Source organism: Serratia nevei (assembly GCF_024160145.1).
Taxonomy (GTDB): Bacteria; Pseudomonadota; Gammaproteobacteria; order Enterobacterales; family Enterobacteriaceae; genus Serratia; species Serratia nevei_A.
Window position 1 is genome coordinate 95,124 of sequence record NZ_JAMYWQ010000003.1, and the last position, 21,112, is coordinate 116,235.

26 protein-coding genes are annotated in these 21,112 nt (G+C 63.5%); 11 read left to right on the forward strand and 15 right to left on the reverse strand.

What is annotated here, in order from left to right; translation table 11 throughout:
- The first annotated feature begins 122 nt into the window (after positions 1 to 122).
- A complete protein-coding gene (locus M6G53_RS03880; RefSeq protein WP_038880548.1) occupies positions 123 to 557 on the forward strand; it encodes an Lrp/AsnC family transcriptional regulator in 435 nt (144 codons plus the stop codon).
- Here the strand turns inward: M6G53_RS03880 and dinG are convergent, their stop codons facing one another.
- From dinG to M6G53_RS03900, 4 genes are all read right to left on the reverse strand, one after another.
- Complete coding sequence (gene dinG / locus M6G53_RS03885; RefSeq protein WP_033637643.1) at positions 558 to 2,756, reverse strand: ATP-dependent DNA helicase DinG; 2,199 nt, start codon at positions 2,754 to 2,756, stop codon at positions 558 to 560.
- Between the two features lie 66 nt (positions 2,757 to 2,822).
- Positions 2,823 to 3,215 (reverse strand): tautomerase family protein, encoded by a 393-nt coding sequence (locus tag M6G53_RS03890; protein ID WP_047728244.1) that lies wholly within the window; start codon positions 3,213 to 3,215, stop codon positions 2,823 to 2,825.
- Positions 3,205 to 3,537, reverse strand: coding sequence for a carboxymuconolactone decarboxylase family protein (locus M6G53_RS03895; RefSeq protein WP_049200944.1), 333 nt, complete (start codon positions 3,535 to 3,537; stop codon positions 3,205 to 3,207). Before M6G53_RS03895 ends, M6G53_RS03890 begins: the two co-directional genes overlap by 11 nt.
- Positions 3,538 to 3,661: 124 nt before the next feature.
- Positions 3,662 to 4,318 carry a glutathione S-transferase family protein gene (locus M6G53_RS03900; protein ID WP_038880560.1) on the reverse strand — a complete coding sequence of 219 codons (657 nt, stop codon included), beginning with the start codon at positions 4,316 to 4,318 and terminating at the stop codon, positions 3,662 to 3,664.
- Positions 4,319 to 4,559: 241 nt separating this feature from the next.
- Here M6G53_RS03900 and ompC point away from each other — a divergent pair, with 241 nt between their 5' ends.
- The 3 genes from ompC (at position 4,560) to M6G53_RS03915 (ending at position 7,535) form a co-directional block, all read left to right on the forward strand.
- The gene (gene ompC / locus M6G53_RS03905; RefSeq protein ID WP_019454643.1) at positions 4,560 to 5,657 is read left to right on the forward strand and encodes a porin OmpC; all 1,098 of its coding nucleotides are present in this window, start codon (positions 4,560 to 4,562) and stop codon (positions 5,655 to 5,657) included.
- 178 nt (positions 5,658 to 5,835) lie between these two features.
- Positions 5,836 to 6,687, forward strand: coding sequence for a GNAT family N-acetyltransferase (locus tag M6G53_RS03910; RefSeq protein WP_253329087.1), 852 nt, complete (start codon positions 5,836 to 5,838; stop codon positions 6,685 to 6,687).
- A gap of 17 nt (positions 6,688 to 6,704) precedes the next feature.
- Positions 6,705 to 7,535, forward strand: a complete 831-nt coding sequence (locus M6G53_RS03915; protein WP_253329089.1) for a 5'-nucleotidase, lipoprotein e(P4) family — start codon at positions 6,705 to 6,707, stop codon at positions 7,533 to 7,535.
- 3 nt (positions 7,536 to 7,538) lie between these two features.
- Here M6G53_RS03915 and M6G53_RS03920 read toward each other — a convergent pair whose 3' ends face one another.
- From M6G53_RS03920 to M6G53_RS03945, 6 genes are all read right to left on the reverse strand, one after another.
- The gene (locus tag M6G53_RS03920; protein ID WP_253329091.1) at positions 7,539 to 8,057 is read right to left on the reverse strand and encodes a GNAT family N-acetyltransferase; all 519 of its coding nucleotides are present in this window, start codon (positions 8,055 to 8,057) and stop codon (positions 7,539 to 7,541) included.
- Between the two features lie 2 nt (positions 8,058 to 8,059).
- A complete protein-coding gene (locus M6G53_RS03925; protein ID WP_253329093.1) occupies positions 8,060 to 8,629 on the reverse strand; it encodes a helix-turn-helix domain-containing protein in 570 nt (189 codons plus the stop codon).
- Positions 8,630 to 8,698: 69 nt separating this feature from the next.
- On the reverse strand, positions 8,699 to 9,010 hold the full coding sequence (locus M6G53_RS03930; RefSeq protein WP_253329095.1) for an AzlD domain-containing protein: 312 nt from the start codon (positions 9,008 to 9,010) through the stop codon (positions 8,699 to 8,701).
- Entirely contained in the window at positions 9,007 to 9,717 is a 711-nt protein-coding gene (locus tag M6G53_RS03935) for an AzlC family ABC transporter permease (protein ID WP_253329097.1), read from the reverse strand. The genes M6G53_RS03930 and M6G53_RS03935 overlap by 4 nt, the downstream gene beginning before the upstream one ends.
- Before the next feature lie 71 nt (positions 9,718 to 9,788).
- Positions 9,789 to 10,637 (reverse strand): AraC family transcriptional regulator, encoded by an 849-nt coding sequence (locus tag M6G53_RS03940; RefSeq protein ID WP_253329099.1) that lies wholly within the window; start codon positions 10,635 to 10,637, stop codon positions 9,789 to 9,791.
- A 30-nt stretch (positions 10,638 to 10,667) separates the two neighbouring features.
- Complete coding sequence (locus tag M6G53_RS03945; protein ID WP_253329101.1) at positions 10,668 to 12,122, reverse strand: MFS transporter; 1,455 nt, start codon at positions 12,120 to 12,122, stop codon at positions 10,668 to 10,670.
- Between the two features lie 103 nt (positions 12,123 to 12,225).
- On the opposite strand from M6G53_RS03945, the gene M6G53_RS03950 reads away from it, so the two are divergent.
- The 4 genes from M6G53_RS03950 to M6G53_RS03965 all read left to right on the forward strand — a co-directional run bounded on the left by M6G53_RS03950 (position 12,226) and on the right by M6G53_RS03965 (position 14,870).
- Positions 12,226 to 12,879 carry a helix-turn-helix transcriptional regulator gene (locus tag M6G53_RS03950; RefSeq protein ID WP_253329103.1) on the forward strand — a complete coding sequence of 218 codons (654 nt, stop codon included), beginning with the start codon at positions 12,226 to 12,228 and terminating at the stop codon, positions 12,877 to 12,879.
- Positions 12,880 to 13,060: 181 nt separating this feature from the next.
- A complete protein-coding gene (locus M6G53_RS03955; protein WP_253329104.1) occupies positions 13,061 to 13,555 on the forward strand; it encodes a DUF2878 domain-containing protein in 495 nt (164 codons plus the stop codon).
- A 111-nt stretch (positions 13,556 to 13,666) separates the two neighbouring features.
- A complete protein-coding gene (gene yedA, locus M6G53_RS03960) occupies positions 13,667 to 14,587 on the forward strand; it encodes a drug/metabolite exporter YedA (protein ID WP_253329106.1) in 921 nt (306 codons plus the stop codon).
- Between the two features lie 106 nt (positions 14,588 to 14,693).
- Complete coding sequence (locus M6G53_RS03965; RefSeq protein WP_016928550.1) at positions 14,694 to 14,870, forward strand: hypothetical protein; 177 nt, start codon at positions 14,694 to 14,696, stop codon at positions 14,868 to 14,870.
- Here the strand turns inward: M6G53_RS03965 and M6G53_RS03970 are convergent.
- Positions 14,858 to 15,769 carry a LysR family transcriptional regulator gene (locus tag M6G53_RS03970; RefSeq protein ID WP_253329108.1) on the reverse strand — a complete coding sequence of 304 codons (912 nt, stop codon included), beginning with the start codon at positions 15,767 to 15,769 and terminating at the stop codon, positions 14,858 to 14,860. The genes M6G53_RS03965 and M6G53_RS03970 overlap by 13 nt on opposite strands.
- 98 nt (positions 15,770 to 15,867) lie before the next feature.
- Between M6G53_RS03970 and M6G53_RS03975 the strand changes: the two genes are divergently transcribed.
- From M6G53_RS03975 to M6G53_RS03985, 3 genes are all read left to right on the forward strand, one after another.
- Positions 15,868 to 16,197: a hypothetical protein gene (locus M6G53_RS03975; protein WP_253329110.1), complete on the forward strand. Its 330-nt coding sequence runs from the start codon at positions 15,868 to 15,870 to the stop codon at positions 16,195 to 16,197.
- A 34-nt stretch (positions 16,198 to 16,231) separates the two neighbouring features.
- Positions 16,232 to 16,612 carry an HVO_A0114 family putative DNA-binding protein gene (locus M6G53_RS03980; protein WP_253329112.1) on the forward strand — a complete coding sequence of 127 codons (381 nt, stop codon included), beginning with the start codon at positions 16,232 to 16,234 and terminating at the stop codon, positions 16,610 to 16,612.
- Between the two features lie 106 nt (positions 16,613 to 16,718).
- Complete coding sequence (locus tag M6G53_RS03985) at positions 16,719 to 17,438, forward strand: SDR family oxidoreductase (protein ID WP_253329115.1); 720 nt, start codon at positions 16,719 to 16,721, stop codon at positions 17,436 to 17,438.
- Positions 17,439 to 17,444: 6 nt separating this feature from the next.
- Here the strand turns inward: M6G53_RS03985 and M6G53_RS03990 are convergent, their stop codons facing one another.
- From M6G53_RS03990 to M6G53_RS04005, 4 genes are read right to left on the reverse strand one after another with little or no spacing between them, the layout of a single operon-like run.
- Complete coding sequence (locus M6G53_RS03990; protein ID WP_253329355.1) at positions 17,445 to 18,206, reverse strand: phosphate/phosphite/phosphonate ABC transporter substrate-binding protein; 762 nt, start codon at positions 18,204 to 18,206, stop codon at positions 17,445 to 17,447.
- Positions 18,207 to 18,234: 28 nt separating this feature from the next.
- Positions 18,235 to 19,008 carry an ABC transporter permease gene (locus M6G53_RS03995; RefSeq protein WP_253329117.1) on the reverse strand — a complete coding sequence of 258 codons (774 nt, stop codon included), beginning with the start codon at positions 19,006 to 19,008 and terminating at the stop codon, positions 18,235 to 18,237.
- Entirely contained in the window at positions 19,005 to 19,940 is a 936-nt protein-coding gene (locus M6G53_RS04000) for an ABC transporter ATP-binding protein (RefSeq protein WP_130018415.1), read from the reverse strand. The genes M6G53_RS03995 and M6G53_RS04000 overlap by 4 nt, the downstream gene beginning before the upstream one ends.
- The gene (locus tag M6G53_RS04005) at positions 19,937 to 21,097 is read right to left on the reverse strand and encodes an ABC transporter permease (protein WP_253329119.1); all 1,161 of its coding nucleotides are present in this window, start codon (positions 21,095 to 21,097) and stop codon (positions 19,937 to 19,939) included. The genes M6G53_RS04000 and M6G53_RS04005 overlap by 4 nt, the downstream gene beginning before the upstream one ends.
- Between the last annotated feature and the right edge of the window lie 15 nt (positions 21,098 to 21,112).

Genomic DNA, 21,112 nt, shown 5'->3' on the forward strand with positions numbered 1-21,112 from the left:
AACTTGCCCAGAGGCATAGCTTGCGGCTTCGCCGGGCGGCTTTCCATAGCATAAAAAAGGCAGATATGCTTAACTGCCTTTTTCTCGTAGCTATAATAAAGAAAATACCTAACGGAGGCGTTATGGATGATATCGATCGCCAGATCCTGACTCTTTTGGCGCAGGACGCACGCGCGTCGTTGAAGACGCTGAGCGCGCAGGTGGGGCTGTCATCGCCGAGCACGTCGGAAAGGCTGCGGCGGCTGGAGGAAAGCGGCGTGATCCAGGGCTATACCCTGAACGTCAATCTGCAGGCGGTGGGCTACGCCTTCGAGTCACTGGTGCGTATCAAGCCGCTGCCGGGCATGCTGAAGAAGGTTGAACAGCTGATTCAGGCGATCCCGGAAGTGGTCGAGTGCGATAAGGTGACCGGCGAAGATTGCTTTATCGTGCGGCTGGTGGCGCACTCGATGGAACAGCTCGACCACACCCTCGATCGGCTGGCCGAGCATGCGCAGAGCAACACCTCGATCGTGAAAACCACGCCGGTCAAACGCCGCCTGCCGCCGCTGCTCTGATTAACGCCGCCGCTTGCGGGCAAACGGGTTGCCGCGCTTCTTCTCTTTTTTGGCCGCGTCAGCGGCGGATTTCAGCGCCGCCAGATGCGCCTTGTCGGCCTCCGGCACCGCGCGCTGTTCGATCGGGAACACCGGCAGCGACGCCAACAGCCGCGAACCGTAGTTTTTGGTCAACAGCCGGCGATCGTAGATCACGATCTCGCCGTAGCATTGGTTGCTGCGGATCAGGCGGCCGACCTGCTGGATCAGGTTGAACGAGGCGCTCGGCAGGCTCTGCACTTCGAACGGATAGCGCTTCAGCGATTTCAGCCACTCGCCTTCGGTAATGATCACCGGGCTGTCGATCGGCGGGAACGCAATTTTGTGAATGTGTACCTGGGTCAGCAGCTCGCCTTTCAGATCCAACCCTTCGGCGAACGATTGCAGCCCCACCAGCACGCTGGCGACGCCCTTCTCCACCCGCTTGCGGTGCTCTTCCACCAGCCGGTAGCGCGGCTGGTCGCCCTGCACCAGCAGCATCAGCCGCAGATCGGTCACGTAGCTGAGGAAAGTCTGCATCGCCCGGTGGCTGCTGAATAGGATCAGCATGCCTTTGTGTTTGCCGCTCGCTTGCTCGGCGCGGAAACATCGCGCCATCTCCTCGAGGTGCTCCGCCTCGTTGGCGAGCGCTGGTTCATAGCGCATCTGCGGAATGACAATCTTGCCCTGTTCGACATGATTGAACGGCGAAGAGAGCGTTTCGAAGCGATCGCCGGCCTTCTCGCTCAACCCGCTCATCTCCTGCAAACGCGCGAAGCTGTTCAGCGAACGCAGCGTGGCCGAGGTGACCACCACGTGCGGCACCTTGCGCCACAGCAGCTTCTCCAGCTGGTCGCTGACGCGGATGCCGACGCAGTGCAGGTAGAGATGGGTAACGTTATCGCGCAGCTCGCGCGTGACCCATTTGGAGATCGGCGCGTTGGACGACTTGTCGAGCGCCGCCAGCCGCCACAGCTTGCTCATCGCTTCCAGATAGCCCAGCGTGCGGCTCATCTGAATGATCGACCGGTGCAGGCGCACGATGTCATGCTTGCCGGTCTGCTCGGTGAGATCGTTAAGCACGAACTCCGCCAGCCCGCGCAGCGCATCGGTCAGTTTGAACAGCCGCGCGCAACTCTCCACCATCTCCGCCGGCAGCTCGCCCATTTCAAAACGGTGCTCGGCTGCCACGCTGTCGCCGGGCAGGTAGGCGCTGACCTGATGCTCGAAGATCTGCACCAGCTCGCGCAGCTCCTCACAATGGTTCTTCAGCCGCTCGCTGTTGGCCAGCCCCGGCGGATTCTTCGGCCGGTACTGCGTCATGCACTGCTCGACCTGCCGCACGATCATGTCCAGCTGCAGATTGGTCGACAGCGCGGTAATTTCCCCGTCGATCTCCAACGCGTCGCGTGCCACCTCCGGCAAATGGTGGCCTTCGTCCAGCACCAGCAGCAGCTCTTTCGGGTTCGGCAGCACCGATTCCGTCTCCAGCGCCGCCATCACCAGGGCGTGGTTGGCCACCACCACGTCGGCGCTCTCGATCTCTTTGCGGGCGATATAGAACGGACATTCGCGAATATAGTGGCAGTTGCGCCCCAGGCAGTTGGCCTTGTCGGTGCTCAGCTTGGCCCACAGCGGATCGTCGATGCTTTGTTGATAGTGATCGCGCAGCCCGTCCCACTCAAAGCGGGCCAGCGCCTTGGTCAGCTTCTGGCACAGCGCCTGCTCTTCGCCGCTGGACGGCGCCAGCTCGTCGTCGAGGAACAGCGTCAGATCGCCCTGTTGGCTGACGTCGGTGCTCATCGCCGCCAGGTTGCGCGGGCACACGTAGCGCCCGCGGCCAAAGGCGCCGGTAAATTTCAGATCGGGGATAATCTTCTTCAGCAGCGGCAAATCTTTGCTGTAGATCTGGTCCTGCAGCGCCACGTTGGCGGTGCTGACCACCAGCGGTTTGCTCTCCGCCCGCCCGACGGCGATGCCCGGGATCAGGTAAGACAGCGTTTTACCGACGCCGGTCGGCGCCTCGATCGCCAGATGGCGCGGGTAGTCACCGGCCAGCGTCTTCGCCACCTCGGCGATCATCTGGCGCTGGGGCGCGCGGGAAATAAAATCCGGTATTTGCTGCTGCAGGGCTTTGTACCACTGGCCAATCTGATCTTTAACTGCGGAGGAGAGCGCCATTCAACTCTTATCTAAACGAAATGATGGCGCTATTGTCCCACAGACCGCCCGCGGCGTCAGCCCGAGTTACGTCTGCGGATCGATCATCGAGGCGCGCCCGGCGCTGAACGACCACTCGTCCAACTGGGTGGTGGTGATCACCACCATCACATCCTCGGGGCGCAGCCGCAGGTTTTCCGCCAGCAGCGCCGCCAGCCGCCCGTAGAAACGCCGCTTGGTATCGGTGTCGCGCGGCCGCCCGGCGGTGATATAAAACAGCACGAAATCCGCGCTGCGCGGCCCGCCGAGATAGTCGCGATCGTAGATAAGCTCACCGGGGCGGTATTGATCGATCACCTGAAATTTATCCGTCGGCGGCACCTCAAAGGCCTCCACCAGCGCCTGATGCAGGCTGTCGGACAGGGTTTGCAGATAGTCGGCGGACTTACCCTGATGCAGGGCGATACGGCTAAACGGCATGATTGGCCTCCTGTTCCAGCTCGCGCAGGCGCGCCACGGCCGACGCCGCCGCGGGCCAGCCGGCGTAGAACGCCAGATGGGTGATGAGCTCGGCCAGCTGCTGACGCGTCACGCCGTTGCGCTGCGCCAGCTGCAGGTGAAACGGCAGCTGTTCCACGCGGTTGAGCGCCACCAGCGCGGCGACGGTAATCAGGCTGCGCTCGCGCGGGCTCAGCGCCGGCCGCTGCCAAATATCGTCAAACAACACTCGGTCGCTGAGCTGCGCCAGCTTGGGGGCAATATCGCCGAACGCCTGTTGGCCGGCCTGGGATTCTGATGGCATCACACTCTCCTGTCAGTTGCGGATAGCCTTACGCTACCCGCCGGCGCGGCAGGTGAAAATCGGGATTTTCGGCAGTCTCGGTTCAGAAAAACGGGAGGGTTCCCCGCCGGGCGGCGGGGAGGATTCAGGATTCCAGCGGGGCAACGCCGTCGAACTGCGCGCTCAGCAGCGCATTCAGCTCCGGCCGCTGTTCCACCCGTTCAGCGATGGCGTACAGCCGCGGACAGTGTTGCCGGAACCACGCGCGACCCGGCCGCCAGTGGCACATCACCGCCACGTACAGATCCAACGCGCTGAAGCTCTTGCCGAGAAACCACGGGCCTGCGGCACCGGCGGCGGCGTTCAGCTGCTGCAATAAACGCTCGCGATAAGCCATTACCGCGTTTTTCAGCTGTTCCGCCCCCGCCGCCTGCGGCTGCCAGCGCTGCGGATGGTCGGCATAGGTGAAGGTGGGGTAAATCTCCGCGTTGATGAACAGCAGCCAGCGCAGAAAACGCGGCAACAGCGGCGAACCGCCGGGTGGCGCCAGCTCGGCGTGCGGTGCGCGATCGTGCAGCAGCAGGATAATCGCCGCACTCTCCGTCATCACTTCGTCATTGGGCAACACTAAGGTGGGCACCTGACCCAGCGGGTTCAGGGCTAACAGGCGGTCCCGCTCCGGGCCGTCCTGCGTGTAATCCACTTCCTCGTAGCCCCAGGGAAAAGCGGTCAGCGCCAACGCGGCGGCCACGATCGTCGAGCCACAGCCCTGCGTACCGAACAACGTATAAGTATCGTGCATGATTCCTCCCGCAGCGGAACAAGGTATCGGTAACTGTAGACCAGCCACCGACCGTCGGCTGAAGAAAAAATTCACCCTTTGCGCGACTTTTTTAATCGTTCGACATAAAAATGAATTTTTTGTCATAAATAGATCACATTACTACGGTAAAAATTCTCCGCCGCAAACAATCAGGCGGCACAGTAAAACAGCAATGCAACTGATGATAAGCGTCTTTCAATCGAATAAAGCAGGGTAACTCATGAAACGTAATCTTCTGGCCGTTATTATTCCGGCACTTTTACTTGCGCAAGCGGCACAGGCAGCAGAAATCTACAATAAAGACGGCAACAAACTCGATTTTTACGGCCGTGTAAAAGCCCTGCATTATTTCTCCGATGATGCCGGCAACGACGGTGATAAAACCTACGTCCGTATCGGCTTTAAAGGCGCGACCCAGATTAATGACATGCTGACCGGTTACGGCCAGTGGGAATATCAGATCGCCGCCAACCATTCTGAATCCGACGGTACCAAAGACACCAAAACGCGTCTGGGCTTCGCCGGCCTGAAATATAAAGACTTCGGTTCTTTCGACTACGGTCGCAACTACGGCATTATTTACGACGTCGGCGCCTGGACGGATATGCTGCCTGAATTCGGCGACGACGCTTACGTCAAGACCGACAACTTCATGAACGGCCGCACCAACGGCGTGGCCACCTACCGTAATAACAACTTCTTCGGTCTGGTTGACGGCCTGAAATTCGCCGTGCAGTACCAGGGCAAGAACGAAAACGACGGCCGCTCTGCCAGCAAGGCGAACGGCGACGGCTGGGGCCTCTCCTCCAGCTATGAAATTATCGACGGCCTGAGCGTGGGCGCCGCCTATGCCTCTTCCAACCGAACCGCCAGCCAAAAAGCGGGCACCTTCGGCAAAGGCGACAAGGCCGATATCTGGGCCGCCGGTCTGAAATACGACAACAACGATGTTTACCTGGCCGCCACCTACTCGGAAAGCCGCAACATCGCGCCTATTTCCGGCACCGCCACCATCAATAACCGCTCCACCTCCGTCAGCGGCTTCGCCAATAAAGCGGAAGGCCTGGAACTGGTTGCACAATATCAGTTCGATTTCGGTCTGCGTCCATCGCTGGGCTACGTTCAGCAGAAAGGCAAAGATATTGAAGGCATCGGCGATACCGACCTGGTGAAATATATCGATGTGGGCGCCTACTACTATTTCAACAAGAACATGTCGACCTATGTCGATTATAAAATCAACCAGCTCGACAGCAATAACAAACTGGGTCTGAAAGACGACAACGTGATTGCCGTCGCCCTGACCTACCAGTTCTGATGTGATGAATGAATAACCACCACTGCAAACTTTAGCGTCACTTGATACCCAGAGTTTTATTTCGCCGGGCGGCTGCGCCCGGCTCTTTTGTTTTTATTTTCCCGCCAACGAATTCCCCCGCTTGCCTTGCCAAACAAACGGGTCTACATGTATAGCTTTCCCCCGAGCGGAATCAGCCATGCATCACGACGGACGCTTCGACTACCACAACGCCTTGCGTTACAGCAGCGACGAACTGGCGAAAATCCTCAGCCACTGTTTTGAAAACTACATCGTGCGCTTCGCGCTCGACGGACCGACCTTCGCCGCGCGCTTCGGTGCCGAAGACCTCAGCCTGAACGACAGCCTGATCGTCACCCACCGCAATCAACCGGTGGCGCTGGCGCTGATCGCCCGCCGCGGCCGGCACAGCCGGATCGCGGCCTTTTCCGTGCGCCCGGAGATGCGCGGCCAGGGGCTGGGCAAGGCGCTGATGCAGCGGCTGATGGCAGGAGCCCGCCAACGCGGCGACCGGCGGCTGTCGCTGGAAGTGATCGAAGGCAACGACGCCGCGCTGGCGCTGTACCACCGCGCCGGGCTGCGCATCGTGCGTACCCTGACCGGCCACCAGGCGCCGGCACAAGTGCCGCCAGGCACGGCGGCGCTGCAGGCGGTCGATCCGCTGACCGTCAGCCATCGCCTGACTGCGGAAGGCGCCACCGACCTGCCCTGGCTGATCGCCCCCGAATCGCTGTTCAAGCTGCCGGGCAAACCGCAAGCCTATACGCTCAATCGTCAAGCCTACGCCGTGGTGATGCCCGGCGCCGAGCACTGCTGGCTGCGCCTGATCTACGTGCCGCCGCAGCACCGCGGCCAGGGGCATGCGCGCACCTTGCTGGCTGCGCTGCAAGCGCGCTTCGCCCCTTGGCCGCTGACCGCCAACGTCTTTGTACCCGAAGTGGCCGCCCCCTTCTTTACGCATCTTGGCTGGCGGCAGGATCCCCTGCGCCAGTTCGAGATGGATATGCTGCTGGACAGCCCACAAGAATAAAACCGAGAGAGATAACGATGGCAGGAAAACAGGCAAGGAAACTCACCCTCGGCGCGGCGGTCGGCGTCGCGCTGCTGACGTTGGCCGGTTGCGCGCAGCCGCCGCACACCGACGCCCAGGCCCAGCAACGGCTGGCGGATCAGTCGGTGCTGGCGGTGAACTGGTTCCAACAGTCCGGCGAATACCAGGCGTTGGCGCATCAGGCGTTCAACAGCGCCCAGCGCGCCTTCGATCAAGCCAGGGCCGCACCGGGCCGTAAAAAGGCGGTGGTGGTCGATCTGGATGAAACCCTGCTGGACAACAGCGCCTACTCCGGCTGGCAGGCGCAGCAGGGCCAGCCGTACGACGGCGCCACCTGGGCCAAATGGACGCAGGCCGAACAGGCCGGCGCGGTACCGGGCGCAGTGTCGTTCGCCCGCTACGTTAACGCCCATCAGGGGACGATGTTCTACGTCTCGAACCGCAAGCAGAGCGCATACGGCGCCACGGTGGCCAACATGCAGAAGCTCGGTTTCACCGGCATGTCGGAAAAGACCGTGCTGCTCAGCACCGACACCGCCAATAAGCAGGCGCGCTTCGACGCCATCAAACAAGCCGGCTATGACATCGTGGTGTACGCGGGCGACAACCTGAACGACTTTGGCGCCGCGACTTACCACAAGGACAATGCGCAGCGCCGGGCGTTCGTCAGCGAGAACCAGGGCAAGTTCGGCACCGAATTCATCGTGCTGCCCAACCCCATGTACGGCGATTGGGAAAGCGGGCTGGCCCGTGACTATAACAAGCTGACGCCGCAGCAGAAGCTGCAGGTGCGCCAACAGGCGATCAAAGCCTGGAGCGGGCGCTAAGCCTCACAGCAGTTTGTACATATAGCAGGTGGCCTCCAATGCCCCGCCGTCGCTGGCGCGGGCGTATTGCGGGATGTCGCCCGCCGCTTCGAATCCCAATTGGCGGTACAACCCCTGCGCCGCGCTGCCGCTCAGGGTATCCAGCACCAACAGGCTGCGGCGATGATGTGCCGCCAGCGCCTGCACTTCCTGCATCAACAGCCGCGCGACGCCCTGCCGCCGCGCCTGCGGGTGCACCATCAGCTTGACCACTTCCGCCCGGTGGCGGCCGTTGTCCGGCATCGCCAACAACAGTTGCACGGTGCCGACCGGCCGCCCGTTGGCGAGCGCCACCAGCATCGCGCGCTCTCCCCGCGCCAGGGCCGGCAGTAGCCCCTGCCAAAACGCCCGCGCCTGTTCCAGCGTAAAAGGCATGACAAAACCGATGCTGGCGCCGTGCGCCACGCTGGCGTGCAGCATCTCGGCCAGGTCGGCCACGGCGTTTTGCGCCGCGTCGGCGCCCCACTGTTGCAATTCAATCATGGCTATGGCCTGCAGATAACGAGCGTGTAATGGGCCGGCTCATCGCCGGGAACATGGAAACGGGAAGCGCCGAACAGGCGGTAGCGCAGGCAATCGCCGGGCGACAGCCGGAAAACGCGCCCTTCCAGCGTCAGCTCCAGCCGCCCGGACAGCAGCCAGAGGTGATGCTCCAGCGCCGGAATCGACGGCAGGTCGTAATCGATCTGCGCGCCGGCATCGAGCCGGGCTTCGATAAACTCGGCCTTATACAGCGCGGCAGGCGGGGAAACGGAGCGACGGTGAAAACCGCTGGCGCGATCGACCCACACCGGTTGCTGCGGCGGCCGCAACAGCTCCGGCGGTTCGTCTTCGATTTCGCTCAGCAGGCGCGACATGGTCACCCCGTAGGCGGCACACAGCCGGTTCAGCAGCGCTGCCGTCGGGCTGGTTTCGGCGCGCTCCACCCGCGAGAGCGTCGCCCGGCTAAGGCCGGTACGCTGCGCCAGCGCCTCCAGCGACCCCCCCTGCTGCTGGCGCAAATCCGCCAGCCGCTGCGCCAACCTCAGATCGGCCGTCTCCAAACCGTTATCCATCGCTCACACTCCGCTTAAAAATCCCACATAAGAGAAATAATCTCAAATAAGAGATATGGCAAGCGAATTTTAAAAAATGCCGCGCAGCGCGATGAATATCAACATGCTCAGCAACACCACCGCCAGCATATTGCGCAGGAAGAATGCCAGTATCACCGCAAATACCGCCCCCCACAGGTAAGGGTTATCCGGCGCGGCGCGCAGCTGGTCGCCGCTGAAGGCGACAATCGGCCCGCAAATTGCCGTCAGCACCGCCGGCACGGAAAAGCTCAGCAGGGTTTTGACGCGCGGCGATAAGCGCAGCGGCAATCCCGGCGCCAAAAAACAGTAGCGGTTGAAGAACACCACCAGCCCCATCAAGACCATCGTCAGCCAGATCATCGGCGCCCCCCGCTGCACAGCAGCCCGACCAGCATCGCCGTCACGGTGGCGATCGCCAACGCGCCCGGCGTCTGGAAATGGTGCAATACAATGGAAAGCAGCAGAGCGGTCAGCACGCAGGCCAACACCGGCAGGCTGCGCACCAGCGGCACCACGATGGCGATAAAGGTGGCGGCGATGGAAAAATCCAGCCCATAACCGTCCAGATCCCCGGCGCTGCCGGCGGCTACGATGCCGAGCAGCGTGGAGAGCAACCAGCACAGGTAAAAGGTCAGCCCGGCGCCCAGCGCATACCAGCGGTCGAAACGCGCCGGCGCCTGTTCGCCGGTCAGCGCAAACAGTTCATCGGTGAGCAAGAATCCCAGGGCCAGCCGCCAGCGTAACGGCAGCGGCGCAATGCGCTCCCGCAGCCGCAGCGCATAGAGAAAATGCTGGGCGGTAACGAAAAAGGTCGACAGCAGGATCGCCAGCAGCCCGGCGCCGCCCTTGAGCATGCCCATCGCCACCAGCTGCGCCGCCCCGGCGAACACGATGGCCGACATGCCCAGCCCCTGCGCCGGCATCAGGCCGTTTTGCAGGGCCATCGAGCCCGCCAGTATGCCCCACGGCACCACCGCCAGGCACAGCGGCAAGATCGCCACCCCGCCCTGCAGCGCAGGGCGCAGGCGGGCAGACGGCGGCGTGATGAGGGGGATTGAATCAGTCATGGGCTTCTCCTTCGGTTGAAGAAGCCAGCTTACGGCGCAGGCGCACACGGGTATTGCACCCGATTGCCCGGTTATTTCAGCGATTTGACGTAGTCGCCCGGCGTGATGCCCATCGACTTGCGAAAATGGCGGTGGAAATGGCTTTGATCGTGAAAACCGCAGCTCAGCGCGCTGTCCAGCACGCTGCTGCCGGCCTTCAGCATGCCGCGCGCCTTGCGCAGCCGCGCCTGAATTTGATAGGCGTGCGGCGGCAGACCGGTGGCCAGCTGAAACTGCCGCAGCAGGTAATAAGGGCTGAGCGCCACCCGCTCCGCCAGCTCCAGCAGCGAAATGTCCGCCTCGGGGAAATCGTCGAGAAAGGCTTTCACCCGCGCCACCTGGCTTTGCGCCCGGCTCTGCGGCGCGGGATCGATGCGGCTTTTGCCGTGCCGCAGCATCAGCCAGGTCAGCGCCGAGAACACCATGGTTTCTTTCATCAGCCGGTTCTCATCGCTGCGCAGCAGGCTGAACGCCATCCGCAGCTGGCCGGCCAGGCCGACGTCGTGCACCACCGGGTTGGGGAAATAAGGCGTCGCGCCGGCGCCGGTTTTCAGATCGCGCGACAAAAACGCCAGCAGCTCCGGCGTCGGGTACATCGCCTGATACGACCATCCCTCTTCGGTGGCGGAGCTGCCGGTGTGGATGTCGTCGGCGTTGACCAGAATGATGCTGCCCAGCGGCGCCACGTGTTCGCCGCCGGTGCGGTAGAAGCGCTGGGCGCCGTCGTCGATGACGCCGACGCAGAAGCCTTCATGGCTGTGGCGCGAGAAGGTTTGGCGGCGGTAGGTGGCCTGCAGCACTTCCAGCCCGCCGAGATCGTCGACGTGCATGAAATGGGCCTGTTCCCGGGATGCTTTGCGCGCTGCGCCTTCCACCTTCATCTTGCCTACCTCCGCTGAATGAGCGCCATTCTAGCACTCACGCGAGGGCGGGGTTTGTACAAAATTGCCCGTCTCGGCGCCCGGCAGCGCGATCGCCGCGCAGCGCCAGGCGCTGAATACCGCCAGCAGCGGCGCCAGCGCGAACGCCAGGAACAGCCAACGCGCCGCCGACGCCGCACCCACCGCCCCGCCCGGATCGTTCAGCCCCGCCAGATTGGCCGTCATCCCGGCCAGCGCCGCCCCGAACGCGGTGGCGAACAGCTGCACCGTGGTAATGGAAGCGCCGGCGATGTCTTTGTCCGCCTCAGGCGCCACCTGCAAAATGCGCGTCAGCAGGTGCGGCCAACCGAAGCCGATGCCGAACCCCACCAGCAGCAGCGCAATGACGATCGGCGCCAGCGCCTGCCAGTGGCCACCGGACGGCACCGGCATCAGGATCGCCAGCGCCAGCAGCCCCACCAGCACAAACAGCGGCCCGCTGACGATCGCCCGGCGAATGCCCGCCCCGCGCCAGCCGGAGCTGAGGATCTCGGACAGCGTCCAGCCGGCGGCCATGGCAGCGGCGATATAGCCGGAGATCAGCGGCGACTGGCCGTGCAGCAGCTGCAGGAAATAAGGCACGAAGATCTCGCTGGTCATGCCGATCACCAGCAATGCGGTCGTGATGTAGAGCGCCGCCAACGATGAACCGCGCCGCAGTGCGCCGTGCGGTAACAGGCGGGCTCTCGAGTGCGCTTCACGCTTCAGCAGCCAGGCCATCAGCAACAGCGAGAGCGCGATGCCCGCCAGGTTGATCCAGGCGCTGTGCGCCAGGCTGCCGGCGGACACCACCAGCACCGCCACGGTCAACAGCAGCAGCTGGGCGGCCGGCAACGGCGCGGCCGCCTGCTGCGCTTTGCCCTTGGGCAGGATCAGGAAGGTAAACGCGGCGTACAGCGCCATGATCGGCAGCAGAATGCCGAAGGCCCAACGCCAGGCGTGCAGCTCGGCGAAAATGCCGCCCACCGCCGGCCCCACCAGGGTGGCGATGCCCCACATCGCCGAGATGAGCGCCATGGCGCGCGGCCACAGCCGCTGCTCGAACACCAGGTTGATCATCGCGTAGGAGAGCGCAAAGATCAGCCCGCCGCCGAAGCCCTGCACCGTGCGGCCAGCCAGCATCACCGGCATGCTCGGTGCCAGCGCGCACAGCGCCGCCCCGGCGATGAAGAACAGCGAGGCCACCAGATAGGCGCTGCGCGCGCCGTAGCCGCTGAGCAAGCGGGCCGACAGCGCGGAGCCGAGGATCGACGCCACCACGAACAGCGTGGTGTTCCAGGCGTAGAGATCCAGCCCGCCGATATCCTGCACCACCGAGGGCAGAATGGTGGTGGCGACCAGAATATTGATGGCATGCAGCGCTACGCCGAGTGAAAGCGCGATCGCACTGGCCGCATTTTTGCCGGAGAAAAGGTCGCTCCAGCGGCTATCGTCATGGGTTATCACGGTTGTCGTCCTGTTTTCAGAGGAATGGCATTGAGTTGGTCATGAGATTGCGTTAAATTTAACAAGAGTTATCTTGGAATAAGTTAGGGCGAGGCGGAGAAATATGTCAAGAATAAACTTGGAAAATAGCGGCAGCACCGCACAATCGGTCAGTGACCGCTTGCTGACGCTATTGAAAACCCGCGGCCCGCAGCAAGCTTCAGACGCAGGAAAGGTGCTCGGCACCACCGGTGAGGCGGCCCGTCAGCAGTTCGTCAAGCTGGCGAAAGAAGGGCTGGTCGAAGCGGTGGCGGAAACGCGCGGCGTGGGCCGCCCGGTGCAGCTGTGGCATTTGACCTCGGCCGGCAACGCGCGCTTTCCCGACACCCATGCGGACCTGACGGTGCAGCTGCTGCGCACCGTGCGCGACAAGCTGGGCGAACAGGCGATCGACGTGCTGATCGAGACCCGCGAGCAGGAAAACCGCATCAACTACAAACAGGCGATGATCGGCGCCACCGATCTGCAGGAGCGCGTGGCGCGCCTGACCGAGATCCGCTGCCGCGAAGGCTATATGGCCGAATGGCGCCAGGAGGAGGACGGTGCCTACCTGCTGGTGGAGAACCACTGCCCGATCTGCGCCGCCGCGGCTGTCTGCCAGGGTTTCTGCCGGGCGGAGCTGAGCATCTTCACCGAGGTGCTGCAGGCGCAGGTGGAGCGCGCCGAACACATTCTGGCCGGCTCGCGCCGCTGCGCCTATCGCATTTCGCTCCTGTAACAGCGGATTTTGCCCACGTTTTCAACCGGTACAGATTATTCTGCTTGTGCACCCCGCACCTTCCCTTCTAAGGTTGAATTATCGAACATTCAGGCAAACGGCGGGCCTTGCGCCCGCGCTGACGAATTCGTCGGCGTGCTTAACGCGCGCAGCGGCAGAGTAACCCCACGGGAGTTGAACGATGAAGAAGCCGCATGCCGGATTCTGGCTGGCGACGCTGGGACTGGGCGTCTGCTGGCTGCTGGCGCTGCTGACTCGCGATCGGCTCAACGGCATACTGCTGGCCGGCGCGGCGCTGGCGCTGATCTTTACCCCCGCCGCCCGCCGTAAAGGTGCGGCCCTGGCCGCCCTGGGCGGTATCGGCATGGATGGGCTATGGAGCTACAGCGGCGTGCTGCATTACAGCGGACAACACGGCCTGCCGCTCTGGACCGTCGCGCTATGGATCGGCTTCGGCTGCTGGTGGTATTGGCTGCTGGACGTGGTCAGAGCGGCCCCCTGGCCGCTGGCGGTGCTGGGTGCCGCCGTCGGCCCCTTCGCCTACGCCGTGTCCTGGAAGCTGGACGCCTTGCTGCCCGGCGTGCCGCCGGAGTTCATGCTGCTGCTGCTGGCCGTCGGCTGGTCGATTTACCTGCCGGCCGTCAGCTGGCTACGGTGGAAACGGCAGGACAGCTGAACCGCTTGCGGCAGCCGGGAAAAATAATGCCGAAAGCCATTGCTTATCCGTTGCCCGATCGGGTTTACTGAGCGTTCTAATAATAATCACCCCTGCAAAAACACAATCCCTATGCTTAGCCAACAAAGCCGTAGCGTCCTGCCGTTGATCGGGGCGTTGTTCACGTTATATATCGTTTGGGGCTCCACCTACTTCGTCATTCGCCTCGGCGTCGCGCAGTGGCCGCCGCTGATGATGGCCGGCATTCGCTTTCTGACGGCCGGCATCGTGCTGTTCGCTTTCCTGGCCTGGCGCGGCCACGCGCTGCCGACGCCGAAGCAGTGGCTGGCCGCCGGCGCCATCGGCATTCTGCTGCTGGCGGTGGGCAACGGCCTGGTGACGGTGGCGGAACACCAACACGTGCCGTCCGGCATTGCCGCGGTGATGGTGGCGACGGTGCCGCTGTTCACTCTCTGCTTCAGCCTGCTGTGGGGCATGCGCAACACCAAACTGGAATGGGCCGGCATCGCGCTCGGGCTGGTGGGCATCGTGCTGCTCAACACCGGCAACAACCTGGTGGGCAACCCGACCGGTGCGCTGCTCATTTTGCTGGCGTCGGCCAGCTGGGCCTTCGGATCGGTATTGGGATCGCGCATCTCGCTGCCGGCCGGGCCGATGGCCGGCGCGGCGGAGATGCTGGTCGCCGGCGTGGTGTTATTGGTCGCCAGTTGGCTGAGCGGCGAGCACCTGGCGCAGATGCCGAGCACCAGCGGCTTTCTGGCGCTGGGGTATCTGATCGTCTTCGGCTCGATGCTGGCGATCAGCGCCTATATGTTCTTGTTGAAGAACGTGCGCCCGGCGGTCGCTACCAGCTACGCCTACGTCAATCCGGTGGTGGCGGTGCTGCTCGGCATCGGCTTTGCCGGCGAATCGCTGGCGCCGCGCGAGTGGCTGGCGCTGGTGATCATCGTGGCAGCGGTGGTGCTGGTGACGCTGGGGAAATACCTGTTCACCCGCCCGGCACGCGTGCAGGCCATCGACAGCGAACGGTAGCGATCGCAAAGGGCGGTCTGTGGGCCGCCGTTAAAAACGATTCTTGTTTCACCCGGCGAAGGGGCTATAATTCCCGCTGTTCCAAGCAACCTGCGAAATTATTCCTATGCTGAAAAAAGCGTTCGTCATCGTCATCGCCCTGTGCGCCTTCGGTTCTTTGGGCGGCGTATTTCTCGCCGGGCTGAACATCTACACCCGTTCTACCACCCCGCACGAAGAAAGCGCGCCCGCCGGGGATGCCGCCGCCACGCCGGCGCAAACCGAAACCCTTCAGGCCAAGTGATCGTCCATCCAGCGCTGGCAGCGCTGCTGTAAAAAGCGCTGCAGTTGCCTGACGCGTTCCGACACCTGCGAGCGATGCGGGCAAAGCAGATTGATCGGCACCGCGTCGCTGCGCCATTCCGGCAACAGCTGCACCAGCCGCCCGGCGCGAATATCCGCCACCACGTCGATCGCCGACTTGCGCACCACGCCGTGGCCGGCCAGCGCCCAACGCCGCGCGATCTCGCCGTCATCGGTAAAATAGCTGCCGTTCAGCGGCACTTCGACCAGCTCCTCACCGCGCCACAGCCGCCATTCCACCTGCCGTTTGCCGCTGGGCTGATACACCAGAATGCTGTGCCGGGCCAAATCGGCCGGCGTTTGCGGCGTGCCGTGCCGCCGCAGGTAATCCGGGCTGGCGCAGATCAGCCGCCGGTGCTGCGGCAAAACCGGCAGCGCCACCAGCGAAGAGTCGGCCAGCGGCCCGAAACGCAACGCTACGTCCACCGGTTCGCGCAACAGATCGGCCTGCCGATCGTTGATCAAAAGCTGCAGCTGAATATGCGGATGCTGTAGCCGGAACTCGTCCAGCCAACAGAGCAGCAGATTGCGGCCAAAATCCGACGGCGCGGAAATCTGCAGCACCCCGGACAGCCCCTGATGCTTTTCGCGGATCGCCTGCTCCCCTTCGGCCAACGCCCCCAGCGCCAGGCGCGCGCTGTCGAGATAGCGCGCGCCCTCCTCCGTCAACCGCAGGCTGCGGGTGGAACGCACCAGCAGCCGCGCGCCCAGCTGCTGCTCCAGCCTTTTCACCGCGACGCTGGCCGCCGCCGGCGTGATATCCAGCGCGCGCGCCGCGGCGGAAAAACTGCCGCCGTCCACCGTGCGGACAAACACCTCGAGATCGACAAATGAGGTCATGCGTTTCCCTTCTTGGAGAGCCGGTTTCACGGCGTAACGGATTGACGATAAAACGCCCAATAGTTATGATTAAGTCATAACAAATGGAGTTTCGATCAATGGATGAACACAATGGACTGGACTACATCCTTAGCCTGCACGGCACGCGGGTCAATCGTGAAGATGGCTATTGGTGGAAGATTGAGGCCTGGACGGTGACCCAAACCGCCTTTATCCCTCACGGCATCCGTTACAATTTGACCCTGCATGATAACCACAATACCTGGGTTTTTGGCATAGACAACGCGCATGCCATTAAAACCCCTCGCAAAGGAAAATTTTCAGGCCGCGTCGTTTACGATCATCAACATGATTCCCGACGGACAAAGGTTCACCCTACGAGTTTTATTCCGCCTATCAGTTGGTGGAGGATTTTTTTACCCGGATAGATGAAGTCATACGCAAGAGAGAAAATCGAGGTTGATGATGAAAGCATTGATTGGCGTGATGCCTGAAGAACTGATTCGCAAGCGCATACTGGCGATCGCGAAAGGAGAATACCAGCCGCAGGAACGTGAACCCAAAGTCTGGTTCACGTCGATGATCGCGCTGGCCCAGGTGCTCAGCAACGAGAATATCGCCCTGCTGCGTCTTATCGACACCGCCCGCCCCGAGACCATCAGCCAGCTGGCCGAACTGTCCGGCCGCCAGGTCAGCAACCTGTCAACCACGCTGAAAACGCTGAGCGGGCACGGCCTGGTGTCACTGGAAAAACAGGGGCGCTCGATAAAACCCCGGGCGCTGTTTACCGACTTCGAAATTATCGTGGATCAGAAGTTAAACGCCCGCTTTAGCGCCGCGTAATCTTTAAAAAATATTAATAAGTGTTTGTCAGCAAGGCCGATTGTTAGGTCATTTTCAATCAGGAAAGATAGATCCCGTTGAAACTTACCCTAAAAGAGGCCTTAACATGACGATTCCCGATTCCCCCCTGAAACGACAAAAACTGGTGATCCTGGGCGGTACCAGCGGCATTGGCGCCGCGGTGGCCTACGCGGCGGCGGCGCGCGGCGCTGAAGTGGTGCTGGCTTCGCGCCGCCTGCCCCACGCCGGAGAGAAGAACGGCGCGCTGCGCCTGATGCAGGCCGATCTGGCCGATGAAGCGTCGCTGCGCGCGCTGTTTGCCGCCGTCGGCGCTTTCGACCATCTGGTGATCACCGCCGGGCCGCTGGTGGCAGCGAAGCCGCTGGCGGAGACCACCCTGGAACAGGCGCAGGCCGACTTCAACGTCAAATTCTGGGGCAGTTTGCGCGCAGTGCAGGCGGCGCTGCCGACGCTGGCGCCGCAGGGTTCCATCACCCTGACTTCCGGCCAGCTGTCGCGTAAATACCTCGGCGGTCAGCTGGTCAAAACCGCCATCAACGCCGCGCTGGAAGCGGCCGGCAAGCAGCTGGCGAAGGAGCTGGCGCCGCGGCGGGTGAACGTGGTCAGCCCCGGCATCACCGCCACCGAAGCCTATGACGGCATGAGCGCCGCGCAGCGTCAGGCGCTGTTCGAACGGGTTGGCGGCAGCCTGCCGGTCGGCAGGGTCGGCCAGCCGGCCGACGTCGCGGCGGGTTACCTGCTGGCGATGGAGAACGGCTTCGTGACCGGCAGCGTGATCGACATCGACGGCGGCGGCCTGCTGTAACGGTGGCTAGAGCGCCGTCACGCCCTGCGCGGCGGCCTGCTGTTCCAGCACGCGGATAATCTGGTAGGCCGAACGCGGCACCAGGCTGAAATCGCCGATCAGCAGGCGGTCGCTGACCGCCTCATCCAGCATCGCCCGGGCGCCGGCGCGCAGGATTTCCACCTGTTCCGGCGGCGTACCCGCCGCAGTGATCAGCGGCAGGCCGGGCACCGCCGCCGTGCGGCCGATGATTTTCAGCCCCTCCAGCGCCTGCGGCTGCGCACGGCGCAGCAGTTCCATGCTGATCGAATCGATGGCGGCGATATCCGCCTGCCCGCTGCGGATCAGCTTCAGCGACTGATAATGCGCGCCGGAGGCAATCGCCGCACCAAAGAATTTCCCGTCCTGCGCCAGCGGTGCGATCAGCGTGCGCAGGCCGTTGTAGCCGGACTGGGAATCGGTGCTGTTATAGGCCACCGTTCGGCCGCGAAAATCCGCCAGCCGTTCGCCGGGATCGCCCGCGCGCACCACCAGCCAACTGCGGTAATTCGGCCCGTCGCACCCTTCAACCCGATAATGGTAGGTGCCGATCAGCTGCACCTGCGGCAAGGTGCTGACCAACGGATAACCGCAGGTTTGGCTGAGCAGCAGATCGTCGCGCCGCCAGTGCTGTGCCAGATCGTCCGGCCAGCTGAGCCGCTCCGGCGCCGCCGGCAGCCCCAGCCGCAGCAGCTTGTCGCGCAATACCTGCCAGAAGGATTCGGCCTGCTCCCGGCCAACGCCGTACATCGGTAGAGACACCTGCATCATTTCCCCCTTATCCCGCCGGAGTGGTCGCCAGCGTCTGCTGACGCCAGGCGGTGAGATAACGCACCCAACGTTCGAACAGCATATCGGTGATAATAGCCAACAACGCCACCACCGCCGCGCCCTGGATCACATAGGCGGTGTTAAACCCGCTCAGACCAATGATGATCGGCGAGCCGAGCGTCTTGGTGCCGACGGTGGAAGCGATGGCCGCCGTGCCGATGTTGATGATCACCGACGTACGGATCCCGGCGACGATCACCGGCGCCGCCAGCGGCAATTCGACCCGCCACAGAATTTGCCAGGCACTCATCCCCACGCCGCGGGCAATCTCGCGCGTGGCGGGCGGCACCGATTCGATGCCCGCCAGCGTGCCCTGCAGAATTGGCAACAGGCCGTACAGCACCAGCGCCATGATCGCCGGCTGTTCGCTGAAGCCCATCACCGGCACCGCAACCGCCAGCACCGCCACCGGCGGGAAGGTCTGCCCCACCGCCACCACCGTTTCCACCAGCGAACGAAACTCCCGGCCGCTGCGCCGGGTCACGGCCACGCCGGCCGCCACGCCGAGCGCCACCGCGATCAGGCTGGAGATCGCCACCAGCGCCAGGTGCGCCCCCACCAGCGCGATAAAGCTGTCCTGCTGATAAATGGGCCGCTCCAGATCGGGGAACCAGGCGGCGAACAGGCCGCGCAGACGATCCATGCCGAACACCAGCGCCAACAGCAGCGCCAGCGTCCAAGGCAGCGGATCGCGCAGCAGACGCCAGACGCGCCCGCTCATGACAGCGCCTGCCCGGCGATCAGATCGTTGAAGTGCAACACCCCCAACGCTTCGCCCCGTTCATCCACCACCGGCAGGCAGTCGCTGCCGCGCGCCACAAACACCGACAGCGCCTCGCGCAGGCTCATGGCGGCGGCGATCGGCTCGCCCTCGGCGGCGCCGGGCCGCACCCGCTCCGCCACCGTTCCCAGCGACAGCAGCTTGATGCCGCGATCGCTGCGGCCGAAGAAATCGCGCACGAAGTCGTTGGCCGGCGCGGTCAGCAACGCCAGCGGCGTGCCCTGTTGCACCACCCGTCCCTGATCGAGCAGCACCAGGCGGTCTGCCAAGCCCAGCGCTTCATCGATGTCGTGCGTCACCAGCACGATAGTGCGACCGGAGAGCTGATGAATGCGCGCGATCTCCGCCTGCAGCGCCGCGCGGGTGACCGGATCCAGCGCGCCGAACGGTTCGTCCATCAGCAACACCTCGGGATCGGCGGCCAGCGCACGCGCCACCCCCACCCGCTGCTGCTGCCCGCCGGACAGCTGGTGCGGATAGCGGCGGCGAAACAGATCCGGCTCCAGGTGCAACAGCTCCAGCAACTCGGTCACCCGATCGCGAATGCGCGCACGCGGCCATTTCAGCAGCTGCGGCACGGTGGCGATGTTCTCCTCCACCGTCCAGTGCGGGAACAGGCCGATCGACTGGATCGCATAGCCCATGCGCCGCCGCAGATCCTGCGGTTTGAACGACTGGATCTCTGCGCCGGCAAAGAGAATCTTGCCCCGATCGTGTTCGATCAGGCGATTGATCATTTTTAACGTCGTGGACTTGCCGGAACCCGAGGTGCCGATCAACACGGTGAATTCGCCCTCGGCGATGTGCAGCGTGAGATCGTCGACCGCCGGCTTGCCCTGAAAAATTTTGCTGACTTGCTCAAAGTGAATCATCGGCGCGATACGTCCAGGATTGAAACCCAAAATTTAAACAGCGAATCGACGATGACCGCCATCATGACCACCGGGATCACCCCCAGCAAAACCAGATCCAGCGCGCTGCTGAGCAGCCCCTGGAACACGATGGCGCCAAAGCCGCCGGCGCCGATCAGCGCCGCCACCACCGCCATGCCGACGGTTTGCACCGCCAGAACGCGTACGCCGGTCAGGAACAGCGGCAGCGCCAACGGCAGCTGCACGCGCAGGAAGATCTGCCCGCGCGTCAGCCCCATGCCGGTGGCGGATTCGATCACCCCGGCCGGCACGCTTTGCAGCCCCGCCACCACGCTGCGCACCAGCGGCAACAGCGCGTACAGCACCAGCGCCACGATCGCCGGCGCCATGCCGATGCCGCTGACGCCGTGCTCCGCCAGCCAGGGCACCGCCGTCGCCAGCCCCGCCAATGGCGCGATCAGCAGGCCGAACAGCGCGATGGACGGCACGGTCTGGATAATGTTCAGCGCGGAGAAAATCGGCCGCTGCCAGCGTTCGGAGCGAAAGCACAGCACCCCGAGCGGCACGCCGATCGCCAGCGCCGGCGCCATCGTCGCCAGCAGAATCGTCAGGTGCTGCAACAGCGCGGCGTCAAACACCTCCTGGCGATTGTGGTACTCCTTCAGCAGCGACAGCTGATCGAGCTGATGCCCGAACAGCAGCAGCGCCGATGGCACCAGCACCAGCGCGTTGCCCAGCATGCGCCACAGGTGCGACGCGGTGATGCGCGCCATGGCGTCGGCGGCGATCAGCAGGCTCAGCGCCATCGTCAGCCAGCATCCGCTGCCCCAGGAGGTGCGCGCCAGGCGCGATCCCTCCTGCGCCAGGCGTTCGGCGGCCTGCCCGCTAATCCAGAAGGCCAGCGTCAGCACCCCGCAGGCGGCCAGCGCCGCCAGCAGCGCCCGCCCCCGCGTCGGCGGCAACAGGCTGAGGATCGCCAATGCCGCCAGCGGCAACAGCAGCCACAGCGCCGGGCCGTGCAGCAGGGAGAACAAGGAGAGGCTTTTGCCCGACAACAGGCGATTGGGGGCATAACTGAGGAACGGCAGGCCGAACGCGGCCAGCAGCAACAGCATGAACAGCGTCAACAAGACGCGATGTTTTACGGCGATAGTCAAAGAAACGCTCCGGCT